Genomic DNA, 22,287 nt, shown 5'->3' with positions numbered 1-22,287 from the left:
AGTCACTCTTCGCGCTCGACTCGTCCGGCTGTCACCTTGAATCTGGCGCTGTAGTCGATGTCACCGGGCAATGCCCCCGCCGTCGTCAGCAGGGTCTGCTCGGATTGCAAGGCCCCCAGCACACCGCGCGACCGCTCAGGGTCAAGTTCGGAGAACACGTCGTCCAGCAACAGCAGCGGAGACTGGCCGGTAGCCCTCCCCAGCTCCCGGTGTACGGCTAGGCGCAATGCCAAGGCCAGCGATCGCTGCTCTCCCTGCGACGCATGGGTGCGGGCCAGCCTCCCCTCCAATATCACCGACATGTCATCGCGATGAGGACCCACTGTCGTCGCCCCCCGACGCAAATCCTCGCTGCGGACTCGGCTCAGCGTCTCCTTCAGCTCGCCTGCCGTCCAGGTTGATTCGTAGGCCAAATCCACCGGGGTTGCCTGGCCGGCAATCTCACCGTAGGCCGCGGCCACATCGACGCTTAGTTCGGCCACCAGACTCCTTCGGGCCGCGGCCAAGCGCTCGCCGACATCGGCGAGTTTGTCGTCCCATACATCCAGAGTCATCTCTGCATCGGCGTTGAGGTGACCACCGGTCTGGCGAAGCAAGGCATTCCGCTGGCGGAGAATGCTCTCGGTGTCCGACCGCGCCACGTCGAGACGGGGGTCGATCTGGCTCAGTGCGTTGTCGAGAAAGCGGCGTCGCTCGCCAGGCCCCCCCTTCAGCAGGACTAGGTCGTCTGGCATGAAGATAGACACCGGGGCTAAGCCCAGCAGGTCTCGCCGGCGGACTCTCTGGCGGTTCACCTGGAATTGGGACCGCCCCGAAGACCTGAGTGCGGCTTCAAAGAGAACATCTCTTTGGTCCACCTTCATCTCGCCCCTTACCACCGCACCGGAGCTCTCAGCGCCGGTGCGGATCAATGCCTCGGTGGGGGTGACGCGAAACGATGTCATAGTGGCCAGGTAGAAGACCGCTTCCAGCAAGTTGGTCTTACCCTCTCCGTTGGAGCCCACAATCAGGCTTGTGCCAGCGGGAAACTCCAAATCGAGTTGAGAGTAGTTGCGAAAGTCCGCCAGCCAGATGTGTTGAAGCCGCACACCCTGCTCAGTTGATACGCACAGGCATCAACAAATACAGGAACCCCTCGGACTCGGGTGTCCGGATAACCGCCGGCTTCAGTGCGTCAACTGTGTTCAGCACAATCTCATCACCGGGTGCTGCCTCTGCTCCGTCTAGCAGGTACTCGGGATTGAATGCGACGGTTAGATCCTCACCCTCAAACGTCGCGTCCAGCTGCTCCCTGGCCTCGCCGACGTCTTGCGTCGTAGCTGATAGCTCAAGTCCGGTACTCGTCATGTCCAACCGAATCGGGGTCGAATCCTGAGCCATGAGACGAACCCTTCTCACCGCATTGATGAATGCCTCGGTTCCCACGGTAAGCCGATTGGGTTGGTGGGTCGGAATCAATCCCTGATAGCTGGGGAATTCCCCTTCTATCAGTCGAGTTGTTACCGTCACCGCCCCCAGTGAGAAGGATGCCTCACGCTCACTGAAGCGGACGCTCACTTGTTCGATGTCCCCGAGCAACCGAATCACTTCTTGCAGTGCCCGGGAAGGCACCAACACGCTCTGCTCCGATCCCAGTACTTCCAAACCGGGCAGATCACATAGCGCCAAGCGATAAGAATCCGTGGTAACCAGGCGAAGGCCCTCTTGCTCGGCCGATAGCAGCACTCCCGTCAACACCGGCCGTGACTCGTCAGCCGACGCCGCCTTCACCACCTGGCGCAGTGCGGTCAACAAGGCCTCGGCCTCCAGCACTACGGGGTCTCCCTCCAATGAGGCAATCTGGGGAAAATCCTCCACACCCATGGTTTGCAGGGAGAATTTGGACCGAGCCGAATCGATGTGCATGCCCTCATCATCGAATTCCACGTTCACAGCACCGGCGTCAAGTGAACGAACAACTTCGCCGGCCAGCCGAGCAGTCACCACCGCCTCGCCGTCACCACCCCCGGCAACTGTCAGTTGTACCGTGATCGTCAACTCACGATCTGTTGCCGTCAGCGTCAACTCGTCGCCGCTGAGCGACATATGCACCCCGGAGAGCACCAGCTGGAATCCCCCGCGAGTTCCCGCAGCTCTGCCTGTTGCCGACAAAGCATCCAGCAGGGCGTCTCTCTCGCATCGGAATTTCACAGGGTTCTCGCTTTCTTACCTGTAGTAGTTAATTTAAATTACTGCTAGCAGCAGTAGGGCGGTGGAAATGTGGAAACACATCATTTCCCCTGGTTAGCCTGCGATTTGTTGTTCCTGCACTTTCCCCAGGCAAGTGGATTGTACGCGGCGATTTTCGATTTCCTGTGGATGGAAGCCCAGTTGCCCCCAACCCCGCGGCGTCTGTCCCCAGGGGAATCCCCCAGACGTCCCCACCGACGGCGACTCAAGCATTCTTGATCCTCTGGATCAGTTCGGTTATTTGATTGAAGGTCTCGGGTTGCTCGGCCATCTGCTTGGTGATCTTCTGGACGGCGTGTATTGCGGTGGTGTGGTCGCGGCCGCCAAATGCCCGAGCAATGTCCGGATAGCTCAATTCGGTCAGCTCCCGAAAGACGTACATGGAAACTTGGCGGGCCTTCACCAGAGGCCGCTGCCGTCGCGGCCCCACGATGTCTTCAACGTGGAACCCGAACAGCTCGGCCGTGGCGTTCAAGATGACATCGGCGGTAACCGGTTGCGGCTCTCGACGAGCCGTTATATCCCGGAGGACGTATTGGGCCAGTTCTAGATCCAAATATCTGTCGTTGAAGCTGGCATAAGCGGTAACCCGGGTCAAAGCTCCTTCCAATTCGCGGATGTTGTCTTTGATGTTGCTTGCGATGAATGTCAGTACTTCGTCATTGATCACAAAATTCGATTGTTCGGCCTTTTTTCGCAGAATAGCTAGCCGAGTCTCAAGATCTGGAGGTTGGATATCGGTTAAGAGTCCCATTTTGAATCGGCTCGTCATGCGATCTTCAAGTGTAGGAATAGCATCAGGTGGACGATCACTTGTAAGAACGATCTGCTTGTTTACTTCATGCAGTGAGTTAAAGGTGTGAAAGAACTCCTCCTGCAATCCCTCTTTTCCTTCAAGAAATTGGATGTCGTCAACAAGGAGAACATCAACTTCCCTATAGATCTTTTTGAAATCACTACGAGTGTTCGTACGAATCGCATCAACGAATTGGTTGAGGAAGGTCTCTGTAGACACATACACAATGCGCTTTATTGGGTGCCGTTGATCATCAACGTAGTGGCTCTTGACGTAGTGCCCAATGGCTTGGAGGAGGTGGGTCTTGCCGAGACCGGCGTGGCCGTGGATGAACAGGGGATTGTACGATTTACCAGGGGTTTCAGCCACAGATAGGGCAGCTGCTTGGGCAAACCGGTTGGACGGGCCTGTCACAAACTTGCCAAAGACATAGTTGGGGTGAAGAGCGTTGTTGGTTCGGCTAGCTGGCGTAGGACTATCGACTTCTGGAAGCGCTACCGGTGGAGAAGAGACGGCAACGTGAAGATCTTCACTGGTGGTGTCTTGTTCAGTGGAGATCTTTAGGGTGATATGTGTGGCGTTTGAGCTAGCAAGAGCGTTTCTCAAGACTTCAAAGTACTCGCCTTCGAGGCGGTCTTTGATGATTGTGTTCGGGACAGTAAGCTCCAGAACATCTTCCTCGAGAGACGTCGGTTTTGCTGGATTGAAAGTCGACTGCCAAACGGCGTCGGGGACTTGAGTTCGTATGCTGTTGGCGCATGAGGACCAGAGAACAGTTGCTGACACCATTTTGGTGGTAACTCCACAATAATAATGTGTGGTATCCACATATGTGCATAACTTGTGGATAACCCGCGATCTATTTTCTTCGCCCAACCAAGTTGGCACCGCCTCGACTGGAATTCAGCACTGTAGCACCTCTTCTGTGGTCGTGCACGGGCAAGTTGCCCGATATTCGCAGGTCAGAGGCTTGTGTTGGTGATGTTGCCAGTGTCGTTCAGGTGGCAATTGTGAGCTGGGGGCGGGCTCCGTTGACAACTGGTTGTCGTGGTGCTGGGTGAGGCCGTAGCGTAGAGGGGACGCCGGGAGACGGGAGGCGCTTGTAGGGCGGCCCCAAAGGATGCGACCCCGGCCTTGGAGGAAGTTGTGAAGCGCACGTATCAGCCGAATGTGTTACGCCGGGCTCGGCGGCACGGATTTCGACATCGGATGGCGACGAGAAGCGGGCGAGCGATTATCAATGCTCGTCGGCGCCGCGGCCGCAAAAGGCTGTCGGCCTGATCGAGCGGCTTCGGGGACGCTCCACGTTCGCTCGGCTGAGTGCCGATGGAATTCGCGCGGAAGATGGATTGCTCTGGGTCCGGCACTTGCCTGACTCCACGGTGGGCGCAGCCCAAGTGGCCTACGCGCTGCCTCGGCAATTGGGTTCTGCAGTGATCCGCAACAAGATCCGCCGGCGTATGCGCGAAGCGGTGAGGGCATTGGATCGAGAGACCCCCAGCGGACTTCCGGCTGGCTTCTACCTCATCGGCACTCGTCGGGGTATTGGACGGCCCAGTTACGCTGACCTGCGATTTTCACTAGCGGCTTGTCTTTCTGAGCTGGATCGGAAAGCGAGATGAACCCGGTGAATCACCAGGGCGACATGCCGACGATGAGTACGCCGGCCCGAGCCGTGAGGGGTCTGGTTACCGTCTACCAGCGGGCTACCGACCATCGCCCGAGTCCCTGTCGATATGTACCGAGCTGCTCCTACTACGCAGCCGAGGCAGTGGAGGTGCACGGCGCGGCCAAGGGTGTTTGGCTGAGCATTCGCCGACTGTTGCGGTGCCGACCCGGGGGCCCGTCTGGTTGGGACCCGGTGCCTGACGCCAACGGCCGCCTGGCGCCTGACCCGACGGCGAGCGAGGCGGTGTCCGGTGTTTGACTCTGTGTTCGACGGGTTGTTCGACGGTCTTGCTTGGCTGTTGGGCGTCTACTACACGCTGGGCCACAGCTACGGCAACGCCATCATGCTTTTCACACTCACGGTGATGCTGGTTCTCACCCCTCTTACGTTTTATACAACGCGCTCCATGCTGCGAATGCAGACTCTTCAGCCCCAGGTGAAGAAAATCCAAGCGAAATACCAAGGCGACCGCCAGCGGATGAACGAGGAGATGATGCGCCTGTATCAGGCCAACAACGTGAATCCTCTGGGGAGCTGCCTCCCCATTCTCGCTCAGCTTCCCGTATTTTTCGTCCTTTTCCGCCTAATCCAAGGCTTGACACGGCGAGTCAGTGACTTAGGGACATACGCAGGATGGGGCGTGCTGCCCCGCAATCGCGGGGTTGCCTCTTCGCCTGACTTTGCTGAGAGGACTTTCAATCCCCAGTATTTGGCGGCTGATTCTGAACTGCGGATGGCGCTCGAAAACGACACAGAGATGAACTTTCTGGGGATGGATTTGTCGGCCAGCCTCACTGATGCATTTCGAGACTCGTTTTCCACCGCGCTCCCCTTCCTATTGCTGATCGTCCTGATCGGAGTATCCAGCTACGTCCAGCAGCGCCAGATAGCAGGGCGCCGCGACCCCGATACTCCGATCAACCCCCAGCAACAGATGATCATGAAGGTCATGCCCTGGTTCTTGCCGATCATCTCCATTGGATTTCCCGCTGGTCTGAACTTGTACTTCGTGAGCTCGAACATTGTGCGAGTGGGCCAGCAAGCGGTGATCACCCATCGGATCTACAACCCGCACCGGGAACGGCAGGCCTTGATTGAGAGCACCATGGAAGACGAGGAGGAGGAAGAGCCTCCCGAACCAGACGAGGAAGAACCTCGTCCACTAGCCCGATCACGGGCCCCAACTACCGATCACGGAACGCGTCGGCCTACGTCGCGAACCCCACCGAAGCGGAGAACGGACAGTCGACGCACCACGGGTGGATCTTCCGGACAGCGATCGTCGTCTCGTACGACCAATGAGACAGCGGCAAGGGACGCCCGGGCAAAAGACCCGCGAGCCAAAGACACGAAAGCTGCGGGTTCGAATTCGGGCGGCACGAAATCGACAAAAGAACCGCCGGCACAGCGCCAGTCGAGCCGGACCACCCAAAAGGGACATCAATCACATCCCACGGATCGTCGGCGCCGGCGGAAGAAGAGGAGAAGGTAGCCATGGAGTGGCTAGAAGTCACCGGCAAGACAATTGCCCAAGCCGAAGAGGCAGCACTGGATCGGCTTGGAGTAGACCGCAGCGAAGCCGAGTTCTCCGTTGTGGACGAGCCCAAGTCGGCCCTGCTGGGCCTTCGTAAAACCGAAGCTCGCATTAGGGCTCGAGTGCGACCGGTCATGCCCCGGGAAAAGCGCGATCGGAACCGACGCGGTTCCAACAGCAGAGACCGGAACCGAAACCGCAAGCCTGATCGGGGCAATGTGAGGCAAGATAGGAATCGGTCCAACCAGGCCAACAAAGGCCAGAATCGCAATTCGAAGCCAAAGGGTGGAGAGAGGGCTTCGCGCGAACAGCAGAAGAAGTCTGAGAATGCCGGAACTAGCAACCGCGGAACTGGCAAGAACCGTTCACAAAAGACCCCAGAGGGGAACAAAACCAGGGAGAGTAAACCAATGGAAGATCCGATGAGCTTGCAGGAGCAGAGCACACTGGTAGTTGAGTTTCTTGATGGGCTGTTGGATGCCTTTGATCTCGACGCCGACGTCTATGCCGAGCGCGTTGACGACGAAACCATGGAAATGCGAGTGGAGAACGTTCAGGGGGTGGGCTTGCTCATTGGACCCAAGGGCAACACGCTCCGGGCGGTGGAGGACCTTTCTCGGATGCTGGTGCAACGCAAGTCGGATGGGAACTGCGAGGGCCGCATCCGAGTTGACATTGGCGGGTATCGCGAGCGCCGCCGGGCTGCACTAGAGGCATTCTGCGAGAAGATTGCCCTTGAAGTGCGGGACAACGGTGCGGAGCGGCCCCTTGAGCCCATGAACGCAGCGGACCGCAAGGTGGTTCACGACGTCGTCGCTGAGATCGATGGAGTCAGCACCGTGTCGGAAGGTCAAGAGCCACGCCGCTGGGTTGTGATAATTCCCGATTGATCCGTGCCCTTGGATGGTGCCGACCGGACGAGACTCATCGCGGTTCTCGACCAAGCCCAGGAACGGGGGTGGGTTGGCCCACAGGCAATCAACCGGCAGATCGACCACTCGTTGGCTTTTGCTGTCGCGGCTGCTGCGATCCCTACCAAGGCGGTGGACTTGGGTAGCGGCGGTGGCCTGCCAGCCCTAGTTCTCGCCGCGGCCTGGCCCCAGTCCAATTGGACACTGGTGGAATCCTCGCTACCCAGGGCTGCCTTCTTGGAGCTGCACTGCGCCCGATTGGGATGGTCTGAGCGTGTTGCCGTAGTCCATGCCAGTGCCGAAAGCCTCGGTCAAGGCAAACTGCATCTAGCCCAGGCCGACCTTGTAACAGCTCGCAGCTTTGGACCGCCACCGTCAGTGATCGAAGCAGCCGCTCCCCTGCTTCGCCTCGGCGGCGAACTCATCGTAAGCGCCGCCCCCAACGCTACCCCCTGGCCCTCTGACCTTCTCTCTGACCACGGCCTATCCCCTGACAACCTCACCCTCACATCCCCCAAATTCCACCGAACCACCCGAACCAGCGATGTTTCACGTGGAACATTGAGCGGGGGTGCTTGATACGAGGTTGAGGGTGAGGGACAATTGCCTGGATGTCCCTACAGGAATCAACTCAGTCTGGTCCATGCCGCGTGATAGCGGTGGCCAACCAAAAGGGCGGGGTTGGCAAGACCACCACCGCCGTCAACCTCTCGGCCTGCCTCGCCGAGAACGGCCATCGGGTGCTGGTGGTCGACTTGGACCCGCAGGCCAATGCCACGACCGGATTGGGCATCGATCCGTTTTCCGGCGGTGTCTCCACCTACGACGTCTTGCTGCAAAACGGGAGCATGAGGGACAGCATTGTCGCCACCCAGATCAAGAATCTCTGGGTATCGCCGTCCACGCTGGATCTGGCTGGCGCCGAGATAGAGCTAGTACCAGCTTTCAACCGCGAGCGAAGGCTCGACAACGCTATCTCCTCGGTGTCCGGGGAATTTGATTTCGTCTTTGTCGACTGTCCCCCGTCGCTCGGCCTGCTCACCGTCAACGCCATGGCCGCTGCCCGTGAGGTGATGGTTCCAATCCAGTGCGAGTACTACGCGCTAGAGGGCCTTGGGCAGCTCATGCGGAACATCGATTTAGTTCGCAGCAGCCTGAACAGCGATCTGGAGATATCCCTCATCGTGTTGGTCATGTACGACGGCCGCACCAAGCTTTCGGCCCAGGTGGCCTCGGAGATCCGCAGCTATTTCGGTGACAAGGTCTGCCATCAGATAATTCCCCGGAATATCCGTCTGGCGGAGGCCCCGTCGTACGGGGCTCCGGTAACCGTCACTCATCCCCGGTCGAGGGGAGCGCTGGCCTACCGAGAACTAGCCAAGGAGGTTGCCGATGGCGCGCTCGCCGGGGTTGGGTAGGGGACTCAGCGCCCTGATATCCGATTCCACGTCCCAATCCGAAGGCGTGCGGTCGTCGTCTTATTTGGAGCTCCCCCTCGATGCGATAGCGGTGAATCCTTATCAGCCTCGAGACAAGTTCGACCAGGCCTCACTGAATGTGCTCACCGAGTCGATTCGCGAAGTCGGCGTTCTTCAGCCCGTGCTGGTTCGCCCCAGTATCGACGGAAGATATGAGCTGATTGCCGGCGAACGGCGGTGCCGCGCTGCCCGACAGGCGGGGCTGGACCGGATTCCTGCGGTGGTTCGCACGGCGGAAGACGCCGACACACTGGAACAGGCCCTGTTGGAGAACTTGCACCGGGAGGATCTCAACGCCATAGAAGAGGCAGCTGCCTGTCAGCAGTTGATGGACGAATTCGGGTTCACCCAGGAGACCGTGGCCAAGAGGTTGGGCAGGAGCCGATCGGCGGTGGCCAACTCGGTGCGGCTATTGCAGCTTCCCGACGAAGTCAAGGCCATGGTGATAGGCGGATCGCTGTCGGCCGGCCATGCGCGGGCCCTGCTCGGCGTGGCTAACGAAAAGCGCCTGATCAAGCTGGCCAAGAAAGCGGTGTCAGACGGGCTGACCGTGCGCATGGTGGAAGAGGCGGCTCGAGGTGTCGCTCCGGCTGCCAAGAAGGCCTCGCATCAGACTCCGCAGTCGAGCGGCGCCGACAGGGGAGCGGCGGTGCTGGAGTTGGAGAGCCTGTTGAGCGATCATCTTGATACCAAGGTGGATGTGACGCTCGGCAAGGGTCAGGGAAAACTGGTGATTCAGTTTGCTGATCTAGATGATTTGGAGCGCATTTATAGGGTGATGCTTCAGGCGTAGCAGTCCTTAAGTTGACAATCCTCCGGCGCACCGGCGGGTCCTGTCGCTCTACGGCGGCTTGGCGTGCTTCGCGTGCGCCAAGTCCGCCTCTGGCGCCACCCCCCGGTCCGCCTGTGTTACGGCGCTACCCCGCTATTTTGGAATAGCCCGGTCACCCCCCAGCCTGCCTACCGTTGGAACCCTGCCTCGCTGCTGGAGGAGGGAGGTTAGGCCGGGCGGGTTGCCCAAAAGGCTAAGCAGCCTTCGATAGAGCGGGCGAGAGGGGAGAGGCGGGCTTGGACCAGACCAGGGGGGCCGATGAGGCATTGGACTGCGGTCATCCGGGTATGGCGCAGCACGGGCAACCGCATCCCTCTCACATCGGCTTTCTCGATGCCCAATGCCGCTGGCAGCCGTTGGCCCAGAATGCTGGCCAGGCGCTGGCCACCGGGGGAGACGAATCCCTCGGTGGCAAAATAGGCCACTCGACATGCTGCTTCATCTGATGGGAGCAAGCCGAGGAACACGTCCACTTCAAGCCGATTGGCCTCGTCCACTCGCTGGGACTCGGGCCAGTCGCAAGCCTCGCTGACGTTCGCCCCCGACCGCCGCAGACCGGTGGCCAATTCTCCGGCCACCGCGGCCATGGTGCTCGTCGACGCGATCATGATGTGCTGTTCGGTCAGCCGCCGGGGGGCCCGCTGGAGTTTGGCCCGTTCACGAACCGTCGCCACCGTGGCCGGGGTGACTCTGGCTGACATGCGCAGCAACGCCGCGGTGGTCTCCGGTCCGCACACTGCATCGGCCACCAATCCGCTGTTGAGCTGGAATTCCTCAACCGCTTCGCCGGTATCGGGACCGAAGATCCCGTCCACCCGGCCGGCATCGAATCCCATGGAACCGAGCCGAAGCTGCAACTCGGCCACGTCGTCACCCCTCAACATGGGCTGGCTCGAAAAGAGGTTGCGGTCGCCTAGTGCCCAGCTGGCTTCTTGCAGGGCGGTCCAGGTATGCGGTCCGCAGATCCCGTCGACGCTGAGACCGCGGCTGGCCTGGAAATCGGCGACGGCGGCTGCGGTAGAGGCGTCGAAGACCCCGTTTGCCGAAAGGGCCAGGGCAAAACCAGCAGTCGCTAGCTTCTGCTGCAAGGCGACGACGTCGTCGCTCTCGTCTCCTCGCTTGAGGGTAGGGGGGTGGTAATCGGCCAATTTGTGCGCTCCTGCTGCGCCCCCCGCAGATTACGAGCGTGGGTGGACAATCAAAAGGCGACTTCGCCGATCTCCTGGAGCAGCTGCTGCTTGCCCTTGGCACCGACGATCCGCTTGGCCGGTTCTCCGTCTTTGAACACGATCAACGTGGGAATGCTCATAACTTGATAACGCAGCGCAACGTCTTGGGCGTCGTCCACGTTGAGCTTGGCCACGCTGATCACGCCAGCCTTCTCCACCGCGATCTCATCGAGGATCGGGGCGATCATCTTGCAAGGGCCGCACCACTCAGCCCAGAAATCGACCACGACCGGCAGTTCAGCGCTGCCGATGACCTCGTCGAATGTTTCGTTGGTGAGCGTGGTGATGCTCTCTGCCATCTTTGGGCGTCCCTTCGTTCGATTCGGTCGGGGAACGGTCAGCCTATCAGCGGTTCTTGGGATTAGCCGTGTCCGGCGGACTCCAGCCAGCGCTCGGCGTCGATTGCCGCCATGCAGCCCGACCCCGCTGCGGTAACCGCCTGGCGGTAGTAGTCATCCTGCACATCGCCGCAGGCGAATACCCCCTCGATCTCGGTACAGCTGGAGTCGGGCTCGGTAACCAAATACCCGTTCTCTTTGCGTTTTAGTTGCCCTTCGAACAAGTCGGTATTGGGGCGGTGGCCGATGGCGATGAACAGTCCGGTCACGTCGAGCACGGCAGCCTCTCCGGTGACTGTGTTCTGCACCTCGATGCCGGCCAGCTTTTCGTCGCCGCGAATGTCGGTTACCACATTGTTCCACAGAAATTCGATGCGGTCGTTGGCGAACGCCCGGTCTTGCATGATCTTCGAGGCTCGTAACTCGTCTCGTCGGTGTATGACCGTTACTTTCGATGCAAACCGTGTCAAAAAGGTGGCTTCCTCCATGGCGGAATCGCCCCCGCCCACCACGGCGATGTGCTGGTCCCGAAAAAAGAAGCCGTCGCAAGTGGCGCAGGTGGACAAGCCGTGGCCGATCAGCCTCTCCTCGGCCTCGAGGCCGAGCATGAGCGACTGGGCTCCGGTGGACACGATCACCGCCCAGGCCCGATAAGTGGGTTCGGGGGCAGTCGGGTCGCCGACCCACACGCCGTGGGGTGGGCCTGAAAAATCGACCCGGGTGACCTTGTCGGTAAGCATCTCGGCGCCGAATCGCTGGGCTTGCTCTCGGAACTTGATCATCAGCTCCGGGCCCATCACCCCGTCGGGAAACCCGGGGTAGTTCTCCACGTCGGTGGTGAGCATCAATTGGCCGCCGGGCTGGTCGCTGGTGGAGGACGGCTCGCCTTCGATGACCAAGGGAGCAAGGTTGGCGCGGGCCGAGTAGATGGCCGCCGTCAGTCCAGCCGGACCCGAGCCGACGATGATCACATTGCGGATGCCCTGCTCGGTCATGCGGGCCGCCTCGACCAGGCAAAGGCCCCGAGCGACACAAACACCAGACCGAGGATTCCGTGGGCGGCCCAAGCCCTCCCAGTGGCTACCTCAAGCCCTCGCACCGCGGCGATAATGCCCAGCACCAGCACGATGATCAGGGGAAATACCCCAAAGACGAGATAACCCAATAGGCGGGTGAAGTTGACGACCGGCCCGGTGGTCACATCGCGGACCTTGTCCACGGTGTTGACAACGGCATCGGTTGCCTGTTCTGGCCAGTCCTCCGACAGCCCCAGCATCGAAGCGGTGGTTGGGTCTTCCTTAGGCTCAGAGGCTTTAGCCATAGATCCTCAGACTACCGCCGAGGCATGTCATTTCCGATGTTGTGGACGGGGCGCGGGGGCTATTCCAGCGAGCCGAGGAAGACGCTCTCGTTGTGCGGTGCGCATTCGGGGGGCGGAGTTGTCTCTATGAGTTGCAAGTCGATATCGGCGAGGTACACGGAAACCTGGACGTCGACTTCGTCCACCAATGCATCAAATCGGGCCAGCAGTTCGAGACCCTCGTCTGGGAACAGCGGGCAGCCCAAGAGGTCCACTTCGGTGGCGTCGTCAAGTCTTTCGGTTTCCCGAACGTAAATGAGCTCTTCGGTGAGTAGCAGCGCGTAGTCGGCAAGATCAGCCGCGGTTTCGAATACCAAGAGGGCGTCGCCCGAGGTCGGTGCGGCTTCTGGCTCATCAGACATCATTGGTTCGGGTTCGCCTGAGTCTTCCGCCGAAGCGTCGGCGGCGTAGCCGTCGTCCATTGGGGCTTCGCTGAGTTCAATGGCCATTTCTTCATCTCCCGCCTGCTCGGCGGGGGTTTCGGCTGCGAAGGCTTCTCCCGAGTCGTCTGAATCATCCATGGGTGCCGACTCTTCGGGAACTTCCAAGCTCTCGGCTTCGGCCGCAGCAACGGGCGCCGGTGCTTCAGGCTCAGCGTCGGCCGGGGCGTCGGCCATTGCTGGCGCTGAGGCCGAGTCGTCGTTGCCGGCGAATTCGTCACCTTGCTGTTCAAAGACGGTCACACCCACCACCGCAATGGCCGCAATCACCGCAGCGGCCGCCAGTATCACCCTGGCCTGGGGGGGAATGGCCCGAAGCCGCCGCCGGGCCGTCTCCAAAGACACCACCGGGGCCCGGTGATCCAGGGCCCGGGCGATCATCTGATCCCGCACCTCGTCGGAGGGCATCTCCACCGGCGCAGCCACCAGGTCCCGCACCGCCCGGAGCTCCTCCACCAGAGCCTGCATGCGGGGATCGCTCTCCACCAGGGCGACCTCTTCTGGCGTGGCCTCCCCGTCCAGATAGGCGGAGGCCAGCTCGTCCATTTCCTGTGGGTTCAGATCGCCGCGTTCGTCGCTCATGGTTTCTCCCCAGTGTGACGTTGGCCGGGGCCCTCTGGGTTCCCGCTCAGCACCTCGGCCAAGCGTCGACGCCCCCGGGAGATGCGAGATCTCACCGTTCCCGGGGGAATGTCCATCTCCTGGGCAATCTCCTCGTAACTCATGCCCAGCTGGTCGCACAGCACCAGCGGCTCTCGGAAAGTCCCGGGCAGCTGAGCCAGGGCTGATTCAATGTCGAGTCGATCGGCCACCGCCTCGGCCACCGGCCGCTCGGCAGCCGCCAAGGGCTGTTCCTCCACCGCGGTCGGCACTGGCCGCCGACCCCGACGCCGCAATTCGTCCAGACAAGCGTTGACCACCACCCGATGCATCCAGGTAGTGAACTTTGAGCGCCCGTCGAAGCGGTCAATGCGCCGTACCAAGGTAATGAGGGCCTCCTGGGTGGCATCCAGGGCATCGGCCTCGTTGCCGGCCAACCGCCGGCAGACGGCATAGATCTGGTTGTAGTGCCGACGCAAAAGGGCATCGAACGCGGCCTGGTCGCCCTTTTGGGCTTTCTTCACCAGATCTGTGTCGTCAGCTGTGCCCCTGATGCTCTGAGGGTACCCACCGGTAACACAGCACTAGTTGATCGCTCGGGGAACCCAGCGGGCTTGGCCTTCGTCATATCTGACGACACACACGGGGGAGAAACACCATGCCCGACACCAATCGCACTCCAGCCGAATCACGACGTCGTCGGCTCATCTTCGTTCTGCTGGCGGTGCTCAGCGCTTTCTTCGTGCTGTTTGCCGCCTGCGGTGCGAATGGCGATGACGACGCGGGCACGGCCGCTCCGGCCGATTACGACATGCCCGCGGCTTCCGTCGAAAGCACATCTGAGGGGCTCGATAGGCCGGCGTCGGATGATGCGCCTATGGAAGAGGCTGCCAGCGACGACGCCGAAGTCGTCGAGGTGACACGGCTCAGCGACGACGGCGGCCTGGCTGTTCCCACTGCCCTCACCCCCGCTGATCTGGGCCGAGACATCATCTACACCGCCGAGATCTCCGTGCAGGCCGACGACGTGGAAGCGGCCAGCCGGGAGGCAGTGGCCATCGTGCAGAGGCTGGGCGGCATCGTGTTCTCCCAGAACACCCGAACCGAACCCGCCCCCCGTACCAACATCACCTTCAAGGTGCTGCCCCAGGACTTCTCCACCGCCCTCGAACGGCTGTCGGGGGTGGGAAAGCTGGTCGACCAGTCCATCACTTCCGACGACGTGACCGAGATCATCGTTGATCTGAGAAGCCGCATCATCACCGCCGAGGCCAGCGTGGACCGCCTACGGAACTTCCTCCAGCAGGCCACCGACCTCGAAGACGTTGCCGAGCTCGAGCGAGAGCTGCTCGACCGGGAGACCACCCTGGAGCGGCTGAGAGGCCAGCTACGCACCCTGGAAAACCAGGTCGATCTGGCCACCATCACACTCACCATCACCCAGTCGCCCACCGTGCTGCCCGACACCGGCATCCTGGTCACCGCCTGGGTGTCCGAGAGCGCCGACGACCCGTGCCTGGGCGTGCAGAACATAACCGTGGAGCCCGAGGCCGACGTCTACCTCTGCTTGGAGGTGGAGAACTCCGGCACCTCAGCGCTCACCGACGTGGAGGTGACCACCCGCAACCTGCGTCTCAACCTGGACAACTTCCGACCCGTCCAGGGCAACTTCAACCGCATCGAGCCCAACGAGCTCATGGCCGCGGTGCTGGAGCTGCCCATCGAAGACGGTCGGCTGGCCGGCCGAGTGGCCACCAGGGGACTGCCCATCGAGCTCGAAGTGACCGCCACCCCGGTCAACTTCGATGGCACCGCTCTCGACGAGGTGTGGGGCGAGTCGGTTGTGTGGGTGCAGGTGGACACCGACGATGCCCTGCCCGGGTTCGGCGACTCCGTCTCCGACGGTGCCAGCGGCGTGGTGGCCGTGTTCAGCGTGATCCTGATCGTGGTCGGCGTACTGCTGCCCTTCCTCCCCATAATCGCAGCCATCGCCGCCCTCATCTGGTGGATCCGCCGCCGGCGCAACCGGAGAACGAGAGAGCAGGGTCCGCCGACTAGGGGGTGTTGACCAAACAACTCAGTTGGCACCACCGCCCGAGTTGGAACACCACCATCAAACACGCCTGTCCACCGAATGGACAGCCCGCAGGAGGTGGTGTTGCGGTGTCATCCGTCGCAGTTGGCCCTGATGTTCCACAGCCCCACGGCTTCGACTTCAACTTCGACCCAACCGAAGCCCTTGTCGAACTCCTGAACAGCCTCGAACGTGCCGTGCTCTGCGACCACGTCGGCCCACACGGCTGTGTCGGGTCCGACCATCGTGACCGCGAACCTCCTAGGCCCCGCCCAGTTCGCGTTCCGCGCCACTTCTGAAGAGATGGCGCATTTCCCGCCGCCGTAGATATTCACGTCCACCCTCATCCGGCCCGCCCCCTGCGTTTCCGTCTCGCATTTGCCGGGGAAGCAGCGGGGTTCGAAGTCCCCGTACATCGCCGCTGTGCCGCCGCCTGAGCAGGCGGCGAGCATCAGCAGCGAGACGGAGAGGACCGCGCCGGTCAGACGCAAGTGGCGGTGTGGATGGTCACATTGGAGGTCAGATACCACGGCACCCCCAGGCGCGTCGTGCCCGAATCGTAGTCAGTGTCGTAGCTGACGATGCTCAGAACCGGGTTGGTCAGCGGATAGCAGTTCGGGGCGGTCACGCTGCCGTACAGCTTCCTGAACCCAATCTGATCGCCCTGCACATAGGGCCGCTCGTACCAGTACACGACGACGTGCCGGTCGAGACGGCTGCAACTCCTAGTGCCCTGGTAGTAGGCCCCCGCCGAGGGATGGCCGACTCGCACATAGCGCCAAGTCGTGCTGGTGCATGTGGTCCGCCCGTACAGGGTTCCCGCTATGTGGTCGAAATTGTAGCCGGAGTGGTTGATCTGCTTGCCGTACCTGAATCTGTTGGACGGCGGGTCTGCCGGCTCGGGGTCAGGCAGCGGGCCGGGGATGTAGTCCGGCGGGGAGTCGGGGGTGGGGACTTCATCCGGCGGCGGAGGCGGGTCGTTCTGGTCGAATGCCCCTTCGGACCCCCCGCCCCCGGTTCCGTCGCCGGTCTGGGCCGACGCCGTGCCGGCCCCGAACATAAAGGCCGCTATCACGAAATGACAGAGGCGATGCGGAAACGGTTCAAATGTGAATTAATCGTTTGTCGGGACGGTGGCCAGCCCACCGCCGACTGTTCACGCTGTGGACACCTAGGGGTGTGAACAAGTATCTATTTCCTCCTTGGGGGCGGCGCGTGTGCGCAGCGTTCTTGGCGAGCAAGAAAGTAGCCCGCCCCGCTGGGAACATCAAAATATTCAACATACTTAGTCAACACATTTGACATACATTAAGGAAGTCTTGGCAGCCGTGAGCCCCACCGGTGTCCGCAGCTTTCTGGCAGTTGCCACTGGTGGTGCTCACACGCGAAGCGTCGATGTGGAACCGTCGTTCACTGCTTTGACCATTTGCCCAGTCGGACTCCCAGACAGCAAATCGTCCGGTGACGCGGGTGGCTCCCTCTGAGAAGGAGGTCTGCTTTCTGCCAAGAACGCAAGCGCAGCCGAATCAGAGGGAGCCATGCTCAATCCTCCAGTTTACCGCTGCGAGCGTTCTCGGCGTACGCACGATACCGCTCGCTACCAGCTGCACCTCCAACGACTTTGGGATCAATGGAGGCTGTGTATGCGTGTAGTGGGTTTGCCAATGGTAAAGAGCGCAGTGGCGGAAATGGGCTTGGAGACGCAACTAGGGTGTTCTGCGGAGCATTGGCTCCGGGCTAATCGTTCTCTCGCCAGGACAAGCCCACCAGCTCGGCCATGTGTGGAGGTGACCACCCGCAACCTGCGTCTCAACCTGGACAACTTCCGACCCGTCCAGGGCAACTTCAACCGCATCGAGCCCAACGAGCTCATGGCCGCGGTGCTGGAGCTGCCCATCGAAGACGGTCGGCTGGCCGGCCGAGTGGCCACCAGGGGACTGCCCATCGAGCTCGAAGTGACCGCCACCCCGGTCAACTTCGATGGCACCGCTCTCGACGAGGTGTGGGGCGAGTCGGTTGTGTGGGTGCAGGTGGACACCGACGATGCCCTGCCCGGGTTCGGCGACTCCGTCTCCGACGGTGCCAGCGGCGTGGTGGCCGTGTTCAGCGTGATCCTGATCGTGGTCGGCGTACTGCTGCCCTTCCTCCCCATAATCGCAGCCATCGCCGCCCTCATCTGGTGGATCCGCCGCCGCAAGACGGAGTCGCCGCCCACTCCGGCTATCTGAACAACGAACCAGATGACATCAACTGCTCGTAGAGCTCCAGCAGCTCGGGACCGATGAGATCGTCAGATTCGGGCTGGTCGTTCTCCCTCTTCAGCACTGCCACAAGCTCCGCCATAATCTGGCGAATCTCGGTGGGGTTCTCCGCCGCAGCCATAAGCCGCAGGCGGTAGCACTGCTCGCAGACCCCTACCACCTGGATGCTGGTCAGGACTGCCCTTTTGGCACTGTCGGAATCACCAACCTCTAAGCACCTCTCGGCCAATTCGTGGGCCGCAGTATCCACTAGGCAGTCGATATGGGTGCGAAGCCCGAAGTCAGCCCACCGGAACATATCTCCGGCGCCGCCGGTAAATGGTGTTCCCCTCACCAAGTCAAGAGCAGATTGAAGCTGCTCTCGACCGCGCTCGCTGGAGTCTTTGCGGGCAGCGGAAACGAGTGATTCGAATCTGGCAACGTCAGTCCCCACACCTGCCCGCAGCCGATAGATCCCCTTGGGGCTCACTCTAGGCAGGTACAGATCGCCGTCATCATTTGTCCCAAGAGCCTTGCGGGCTCGGCTCACCGTGTTGGCCAAAGTGGACTCAGAAGGTGGCTCGTCGGTGGGCCAGATGTGAGTTCGCAGCTGGTCTCGATCAGCTCCTTCAGGATTGAAGGCCAGATAGGCAACCAGGTCCAGCGCTCGGCGCGAGGTAAACGGTTGTGCAGCTCCCAGCACCTCAATTGTTCCCAGTACTCGCACTTCAATGTCAGTAGCTGTTGCGTCGATGGCAGATGCGTCGTGCTCGTCTTCGATCAGGTGTGGTTCTGGCTTCACAGTGAGCGCAACCCCCTCAGTGTCTTTGGCTGAAGAGGCCAATTCAGCAAATGCCGTGATGGATGATTCGGGCAATCCGTGGTCTTCTAGCAGCAGTCCGATGGGTTGAAGCAGCAGACCGTGTTCATTGAATTGGCCCACCCAGGACGCGTCGACCAGTCCATGGGCTACAACACTGACCGAAGGGTCGCAGGCTTCGATGAGCTGTGAGGCATCCTCCCGGCTCAATTGATGGGGGAGCAGCGCCACAATGGGGAGCGGATGGTCTCCGCTGCCCCCAATTCTGCCGCCGACGGGAGGATGACTTCCCAGCAAAGCTCGATTTTGACGCTGGTGGTGTTCAATGCGCTCAATGGCGGAGGCCACGTTGTAAGCGTGTTCAACCCGTTCTAGCACGGTGAGCTCCTGTCCAAACCCAACGCACAAGACAGTGAGGTCATCGGCTAGGTGGCTACTGGCCAGTTGCATTGCCAACGCCGCGCAAAAGTCGTTGATCGCTTCGGGGTTCCCTTCCAGGTTTAGAGCGCCCATGTGCTCAAGGTTCAGCAAGAACTCCTGGCCCCTTGCCTGGCCCACGGTAACCAAAGTGGGCAGTGGCGCGGGAATTCCATCTGCTTCTGCCAAGAACTGCTCCAAACCTGCGTCCTTCAGAAAGGTCCAGGACATGCCTTCGTCGGGAGTTTGAAATCCCGGTGGAGGGTCAAGGGGAGAGCTGAGGCGAATGGACACTCTGGTTGGGTCCAGCGTTACTCCGACAACGCTGGGCGGGGCATTGTCGTCAACTTGTGAAGACATGATTCGCAAAGACGCGTCTAGAAAGAGAGCAGCATCGGGATCAGAAGCGGCTTGCAATTGTTGGTCCAATTGAACGGCGCTCTCGGAGGGAGGCACGGGCATTCGACCATTTGGCAATCGACGGCGCTGAGTCCTTCGGAGTCGGGCCAGCACCCATCCAAGGCTGCTGGCGAAGACCCCGAGACCACCGACTGCGAACATCGCCTCCTTGCTGAGGGCTGACTGTTGATCCGTGCTCTCGGAGGGAACGCTGACCACGACTGTTGGCCTAGCCGTGGCGTAGGCCGCCACACGGTCAGCGTCGACGTCTGTCTCCGGCAAGGATTGGACTCTGAGGTCAACGTCGACGGCCTTCTCCGGCAGGATTTGGACTTTGAGGTCGACGTCTGTCTCCGGCAAGGATTGGAACGGAGGCACAGCGACGGATTGCTTGGGATCAGAGTCGGGGATCTCAAGTCGCCATCCAGGCAAAATGACATCTGGATCTTGGATGATGTCTTGGTTGGAGTTGAATATGTCAACCCATCTCTCTGGGTCATCGAGATGTTCAGCCGCCAGTCCCCATAAGGTGTCGCCACTTTGAACTGTGACCAAGGAGTGCTCAAGCTCAGCAGTAGGTTCGTCTGACTGCTGATTGCCATCGAAATCCCCAACAACGCTGAACTCGGCAGCACCGGGAATTCGCGAATCAGCCGGCATGACAAGTTCCCACCCCGCGTGAAGCTGGCTTGGGTCGGACAGAAATCCTCCGTCTGTCTGGGGTTGCCCCTCGTTCAAGACGAAAACCTCAGTCCACCTGTCTGGATCCCCTAGGTAACGATCAGCCAGCTGTCGCAAGCTGTCGTGTCGCTCCACAGTATGAATGACCGGTCCTGCAATTTTGGGTCCTGAATCTGTGGGCACTGAATCTGTGGGCACTGCATCGTTGGACGCTGCATCCATCTCGAAAGTTGTGGGGACAAGAAGCTCTTGGTTTTCGGCCATTGCCACCCCGGGATGTTGGAGTGAGAAGGCGATCAGAAGAGCCGTGCCCATGATTTGGGCAGAAAAGCGCTGAATGAACGAGGGCAAGAAAGCAACTTGGGGGGCAACTCGACCTCGAAGATGAGCCCACGCTTCTATCCCCACTCCGGCAAGAAGCAGGAACCAGAGAATCCACACCACGACCGAGATTGACTTCCAGATCGTAGAGGGGGGCACGGCGCCTGTCTTGATGGCGGTAACAACGTCCGCACCCGAGGGAATCCCTTGGGGAAGCGGCCATCCCACCCCGAAGATCAGGAGTATCGGAACTCCTATCAACAATCCGGTCAATAACACGGCCGAAGCCAAGCCGCGGGCGATCTCCCTTTGGGGATCTTCATTCAGGTTCATCGGTAATCTCCTCTGTCTATTCCCTGTATGGCACGGGCACTGGCGGAGCCAGTCACCCGACGTGTCTCAATGCCGAGCACTGAGAGCACTTGAAGAGGCTGGGTCAACCACACGGTGGTGGAGACCGTGTCGCCTCGGACTGAGATCGACCACTCGCTGTGCCCGCCGAGAAATTCGGACACCGCGATTCGTGCCTGAATTGGATCAACGGTCACATTTCCTTCCCCTCGGTAAATGGATTCGGCTGAGATCGCCTGAGCGCCGGCTCTGGCTGCCTCCAAAGCCAATGAGGAGGCGGCTCTCTTGGCGTTCAGTATCTGGGCTCCGTCATAGGCCAGTCCTCCGAGCATGACTAGCACCGCAGCCATGACGACAAAAACCACCGTCACCTGCCCTCGTTGCTGTTTTCTGGGTGCCCGGTCAGGGCTTCGGATCCTTCTGGAGGGGCCCCAGCGCACAGCTACGAGCCCCCGCTTCGAAAGCGGTCCACTACAGAAATGGCGTCTGCGGACACCACTCGACTTCCGGGCAGGCCGGGAACGGCCAGATCGGACAGCCGTACGACGCACGAGACCTGCAAGTGCACTTTCCCTCCTGGACGAAGGTCGAGTTCCAAAACGCTTACCTTGGGTCCGCCATGGCAACCCGTGTTCAGGCGGTCCAGGGTGGCCGCTGCGGTCGTTGACGCCACGGCCTGTGCAGCAGAGACTGACTGGGTTTGCGTGGCAGCGCGGGCCGCGCCGCGAGCTGCGGAAGTCAGTTTGCTCTCGATTACTCCGAGCCGGCCGGCGGCCACAACAAAGCAAAGGAGTGTGGCCATCATCGGTGCCAGAATCACCAGACCCACCACACTGCTGCCTCGTTCGGCGGCGCTTTTGCGCCGCCGAAGTCGCCAGAACGTTGTCTTCATCTTCGGTGCACAGGGACGAAGACCTCACGGGGGCCCGCCGCAGTTGAAGAGACGGTGGGACTAAACCCAGGGATCAACGACTTCACCGTGGCCTGCACGGTCACCGATAGGCGCACAAGGTCCGCTTGTACGGAGACGTCCACGTTGGACAGCAGATTTCCTGCGCTTGTTCCAATGACCGATCGCGCGGCTGCGTGAATTGCCGCCTCTGCGGCCGATTCACCTTGACCGGCTTGAGCTCCATCTTGAGCAGCAGCATCAACGAGGGCTTGGGCATGAAAGACCAGGGCTGCCTGGACGACTACAAGGATCGAGAGCATGGCTATGGGCACGACCAGGACGGTGGTCGTAACTTCTCCGCGCTCGCATCCCATTCCCTGGTCTGCCCCACCGTTGCCGATCAGCTGATCTTGTTGGTTTGGCCGGTGATGAAGTTTGTGATTACTACTCCAGCAGCTACCGCCGCGGCGACCAAGACCGCAATGATGATCACTGTTGAGGTCACATCCCCCCGTTCGGAATTCCATGCCCGGCGAATGCGCTGCTCGAGGCACGTCAACGCAAAGGCAACCAGTTCATAGAACTTGGAGGTCGCTCTCATCGTCATCTCCTACCGGATGTCGTTTGGGGCGATTCAATACGCCGATAAGTCCATGTCTCCCGGCATATTTCCTAT

At 60.7% G+C, this 22,287-nt stretch carries 26 protein-coding genes and 1 pseudogene; 11 read left to right on the top strand and 16 right to left on the bottom strand.

The features are described 5' to 3' along the window. Positions 1–2 precede the first annotated feature (2 nt). The 3 genes from recF to dnaA all read right to left on the bottom strand — a co-directional run bounded on the left by recF (position 3) and on the right by dnaA (position 3,814). Entirely contained in the window at positions 3–1,088 is a 1,086-nt protein-coding gene (gene recF / locus ACOGXH_RS00470) for a DNA replication/repair protein RecF (RefSeq protein ID WP_419927151.1), read from the bottom strand. Positions 1,089–1,095: 7 nt separating this feature from the next. Continuing rightward, positions 1,096–2,190, bottom strand: coding sequence for a DNA polymerase III subunit beta (gene dnaN, locus ACOGXH_RS00465; protein WP_419927150.1), 1,095 nt, complete (start codon positions 2,188–2,190; stop codon positions 1,096–1,098). Between the two features lie 244 nt (positions 2,191–2,434). Further along, positions 2,435–3,814 carry a chromosomal replication initiator protein DnaA gene (dnaA, locus tag ACOGXH_RS00460; protein ID WP_419927303.1) on the bottom strand — a complete coding sequence of 460 codons (1,380 nt, stop codon included), beginning with the start codon at positions 3,812–3,814 and terminating at the stop codon, positions 2,435–2,437. A gap of 357 nt (positions 3,815–4,171) precedes the next feature. Between dnaA and rpmH the strand changes: the two genes are divergently transcribed. The 9 genes and pseudogenes from rpmH to ACOGXH_RS00415 all read left to right on the top strand — a co-directional run bounded on the left by rpmH (position 4,172) and on the right by ACOGXH_RS00415 (position 9,410). After that, entirely contained in the window at positions 4,172–4,306 is a 135-nt protein-coding gene (rpmH, locus tag ACOGXH_RS00455; protein ID WP_419927302.1) for a 50S ribosomal protein L34, read from the top strand. After that, positions 4,303–4,647: a ribonuclease P protein component gene (locus ACOGXH_RS00450; RefSeq protein WP_419927301.1), complete on the top strand. Its 345-nt coding sequence runs from the start codon at positions 4,303–4,305 to the stop codon at positions 4,645–4,647. Before rpmH ends, ACOGXH_RS00450 begins: the two co-directional genes overlap by 4 nt. Next, positions 4,644–4,952, top strand: a complete 309-nt coding sequence (gene yidD / locus ACOGXH_RS00445; protein WP_419927149.1) for a membrane protein insertion efficiency factor YidD — start codon at positions 4,644–4,646, stop codon at positions 4,950–4,952. Before ACOGXH_RS00450 ends, yidD begins: the two co-directional genes overlap by 4 nt. Positions 4,953–4,956: 4 nt before the next feature. Further along, entirely contained in the window at positions 4,957–6,186 is a 1,230-nt protein-coding gene (locus tag ACOGXH_RS00440) for a YidC/Oxa1 family membrane protein insertase (RefSeq protein WP_419927148.1), read from the top strand. A gap of 2 nt (positions 6,187–6,188) precedes the next feature. Beyond that, positions 6,189–6,341: pseudogene (locus ACOGXH_RS00435) on the top strand (Jag N-terminal domain-containing protein); the annotation flags it as partial. 297 nt (positions 6,342–6,638) lie between these two features. Beyond that, positions 6,639–7,118 carry a protein jag gene (locus tag ACOGXH_RS00430; RefSeq protein WP_419927300.1) on the top strand — a complete coding sequence of 160 codons (480 nt, stop codon included), beginning with the start codon at positions 6,639–6,641 and terminating at the stop codon, positions 7,116–7,118. Positions 7,119–7,121: 3 nt separating this feature from the next. Then, on the top strand, positions 7,122–7,718 hold the full coding sequence (locus ACOGXH_RS00425) for a 16S rRNA (guanine(527)-N(7))-methyltransferase RsmG (protein WP_419927147.1): 597 nt from the start codon (positions 7,122–7,124) through the stop codon (positions 7,716–7,718). A 71-nt stretch (positions 7,719–7,789) separates the two neighbouring features. After that, positions 7,790–8,557, top strand: coding sequence for a ParA family protein (locus tag ACOGXH_RS00420; RefSeq protein WP_419927146.1), 768 nt, complete (start codon positions 7,790–7,792; stop codon positions 8,555–8,557). Beyond that, positions 8,532–9,410: a ParB/RepB/Spo0J family partition protein gene (locus ACOGXH_RS00415; RefSeq protein ID WP_419927145.1), complete on the top strand. Its 879-nt coding sequence runs from the start codon at positions 8,532–8,534 to the stop codon at positions 9,408–9,410. The genes ACOGXH_RS00420 and ACOGXH_RS00415 overlap by 26 nt, the downstream gene beginning before the upstream one ends. A gap of 206 nt (positions 9,411–9,616) precedes the next feature. Here the strand turns inward: ACOGXH_RS00415 and ACOGXH_RS00410 are convergent, their stop codons facing one another. From ACOGXH_RS00410 to ACOGXH_RS00385, 6 genes are all read right to left on the bottom strand, one after another. Then, the gene (locus ACOGXH_RS00410) at positions 9,617–10,597 is read right to left on the bottom strand and encodes a peptidoglycan-binding protein (RefSeq protein WP_419927144.1); all 981 of its coding nucleotides are present in this window, start codon (positions 10,595–10,597) and stop codon (positions 9,617–9,619) included. A gap of 50 nt (positions 10,598–10,647) precedes the next feature. Further along, on the bottom strand, positions 10,648–10,977 hold the full coding sequence (gene trxA / locus ACOGXH_RS00405) for a thioredoxin (RefSeq protein ID WP_419849513.1): 330 nt from the start codon (positions 10,975–10,977) through the stop codon (positions 10,648–10,650). 62 nt (positions 10,978–11,039) lie between these two features. Then, the gene (gene trxB / locus ACOGXH_RS00400; protein ID WP_419927143.1) at positions 11,040–12,011 is read right to left on the bottom strand and encodes a thioredoxin-disulfide reductase; all 972 of its coding nucleotides are present in this window, start codon (positions 12,009–12,011) and stop codon (positions 11,040–11,042) included. Beyond that, positions 12,008–12,337, bottom strand: a complete 330-nt coding sequence (locus tag ACOGXH_RS00395) for a hypothetical protein (RefSeq protein ID WP_419927142.1) — start codon at positions 12,335–12,337, stop codon at positions 12,008–12,010. Before ACOGXH_RS00395 ends, trxB begins: the two co-directional genes overlap by 4 nt. 59 nt (positions 12,338–12,396) lie before the next feature. After that, positions 12,397–13,398, bottom strand: a complete 1,002-nt coding sequence (locus ACOGXH_RS00390) for an anti-sigma factor family protein (protein ID WP_419927141.1) — start codon at positions 13,396–13,398, stop codon at positions 12,397–12,399. Beyond that, complete coding sequence (locus ACOGXH_RS00385) at positions 13,395–13,940, bottom strand: RNA polymerase sigma factor (RefSeq protein WP_419927140.1); 546 nt, start codon at positions 13,938–13,940, stop codon at positions 13,395–13,397. The genes ACOGXH_RS00390 and ACOGXH_RS00385 overlap by 4 nt, the downstream gene beginning before the upstream one ends. 134 nt (positions 13,941–14,074) lie before the next feature. Here ACOGXH_RS00385 and ACOGXH_RS00380 point away from each other — a divergent pair, with 134 nt between their 5' ends. Further along, positions 14,075–15,484 (top strand): DUF4349 domain-containing protein, encoded by a 1,410-nt coding sequence (locus ACOGXH_RS00380; RefSeq protein ID WP_419927139.1) that lies wholly within the window; start codon positions 14,075–14,077, stop codon positions 15,482–15,484. 98 nt (positions 15,485–15,582) lie between these two features. On the opposite strand, the gene ACOGXH_RS00375 is transcribed toward ACOGXH_RS00380, so the two are convergent. Both ACOGXH_RS00375 and ACOGXH_RS00370 read right to left on the bottom strand, forming a co-directional pair. Continuing rightward, positions 15,583–15,981 carry a hypothetical protein gene (locus ACOGXH_RS00375; protein WP_419927138.1) on the bottom strand — a complete coding sequence of 133 codons (399 nt, stop codon included), beginning with the start codon at positions 15,979–15,981 and terminating at the stop codon, positions 15,583–15,585. Further along, entirely contained in the window at positions 15,972–16,565 is a 594-nt protein-coding gene (locus tag ACOGXH_RS00370; protein ID WP_419927137.1) for a hypothetical protein, read from the bottom strand. The genes ACOGXH_RS00375 and ACOGXH_RS00370 overlap by 10 nt, the downstream gene beginning before the upstream one ends. Before the next feature lie 706 nt (positions 16,566–17,271). Between ACOGXH_RS00370 and ACOGXH_RS00365 the strand changes: the two genes are divergently transcribed. After that, on the top strand, positions 17,272–17,718 hold the full coding sequence (locus ACOGXH_RS00365) for a hypothetical protein (RefSeq protein WP_419927136.1): 447 nt from the start codon (positions 17,272–17,274) through the stop codon (positions 17,716–17,718). Here ACOGXH_RS00365 and ACOGXH_RS00360 read toward each other — a convergent pair. The 5 genes from ACOGXH_RS00360 to ACOGXH_RS00340 form a co-directional block, all read right to left on the bottom strand. After that, positions 17,711–20,026 (bottom strand): LysM peptidoglycan-binding domain-containing protein, encoded by a 2,316-nt coding sequence (locus ACOGXH_RS00360; protein ID WP_419927135.1) that lies wholly within the window; start codon positions 20,024–20,026, stop codon positions 17,711–17,713. The two genes, ACOGXH_RS00365 and ACOGXH_RS00360, sit on opposite strands and share 8 nt — an antisense overlap. A 671-nt stretch (positions 20,027–20,697) precedes the next feature. Next, a complete protein-coding gene (locus tag ACOGXH_RS00355) occupies positions 20,698–21,090 on the bottom strand; it encodes a hypothetical protein (RefSeq protein ID WP_419927134.1) in 393 nt (130 codons plus the stop codon). 71 nt (positions 21,091–21,161) lie between these two features. Next, the gene (locus ACOGXH_RS00350) at positions 21,162–21,611 is read right to left on the bottom strand and encodes a TadE/TadG family type IV pilus assembly protein (RefSeq protein WP_419927133.1); all 450 of its coding nucleotides are present in this window, start codon (positions 21,609–21,611) and stop codon (positions 21,162–21,164) included. After that, entirely contained in the window at positions 21,608–21,985 is a 378-nt protein-coding gene (locus tag ACOGXH_RS00345) for a TadE/TadG family type IV pilus assembly protein (RefSeq protein ID WP_419927132.1), read from the bottom strand. Before ACOGXH_RS00345 ends, ACOGXH_RS00350 begins: the two co-directional genes overlap by 4 nt. A gap of 26 nt (positions 21,986–22,011) precedes the next feature. Next, on the bottom strand, positions 22,012–22,212 hold the full coding sequence (locus ACOGXH_RS00340) for a hypothetical protein (RefSeq protein ID WP_419927131.1): 201 nt from the start codon (positions 22,210–22,212) through the stop codon (positions 22,012–22,014). Between the last annotated feature and the right edge of the window lie 75 nt (positions 22,213–22,287).

The sequence above is a fragment of the Candidatus Poriferisocius sp. genome (assembly GCF_965208355.1).
Classification (GTDB): domain Bacteria; phylum Actinomycetota; class Acidimicrobiia; order Acidimicrobiales; family Bin134; genus Poriferisocius.
This window is presented reverse-complemented; position numbering and strand designations above follow the sequence as displayed.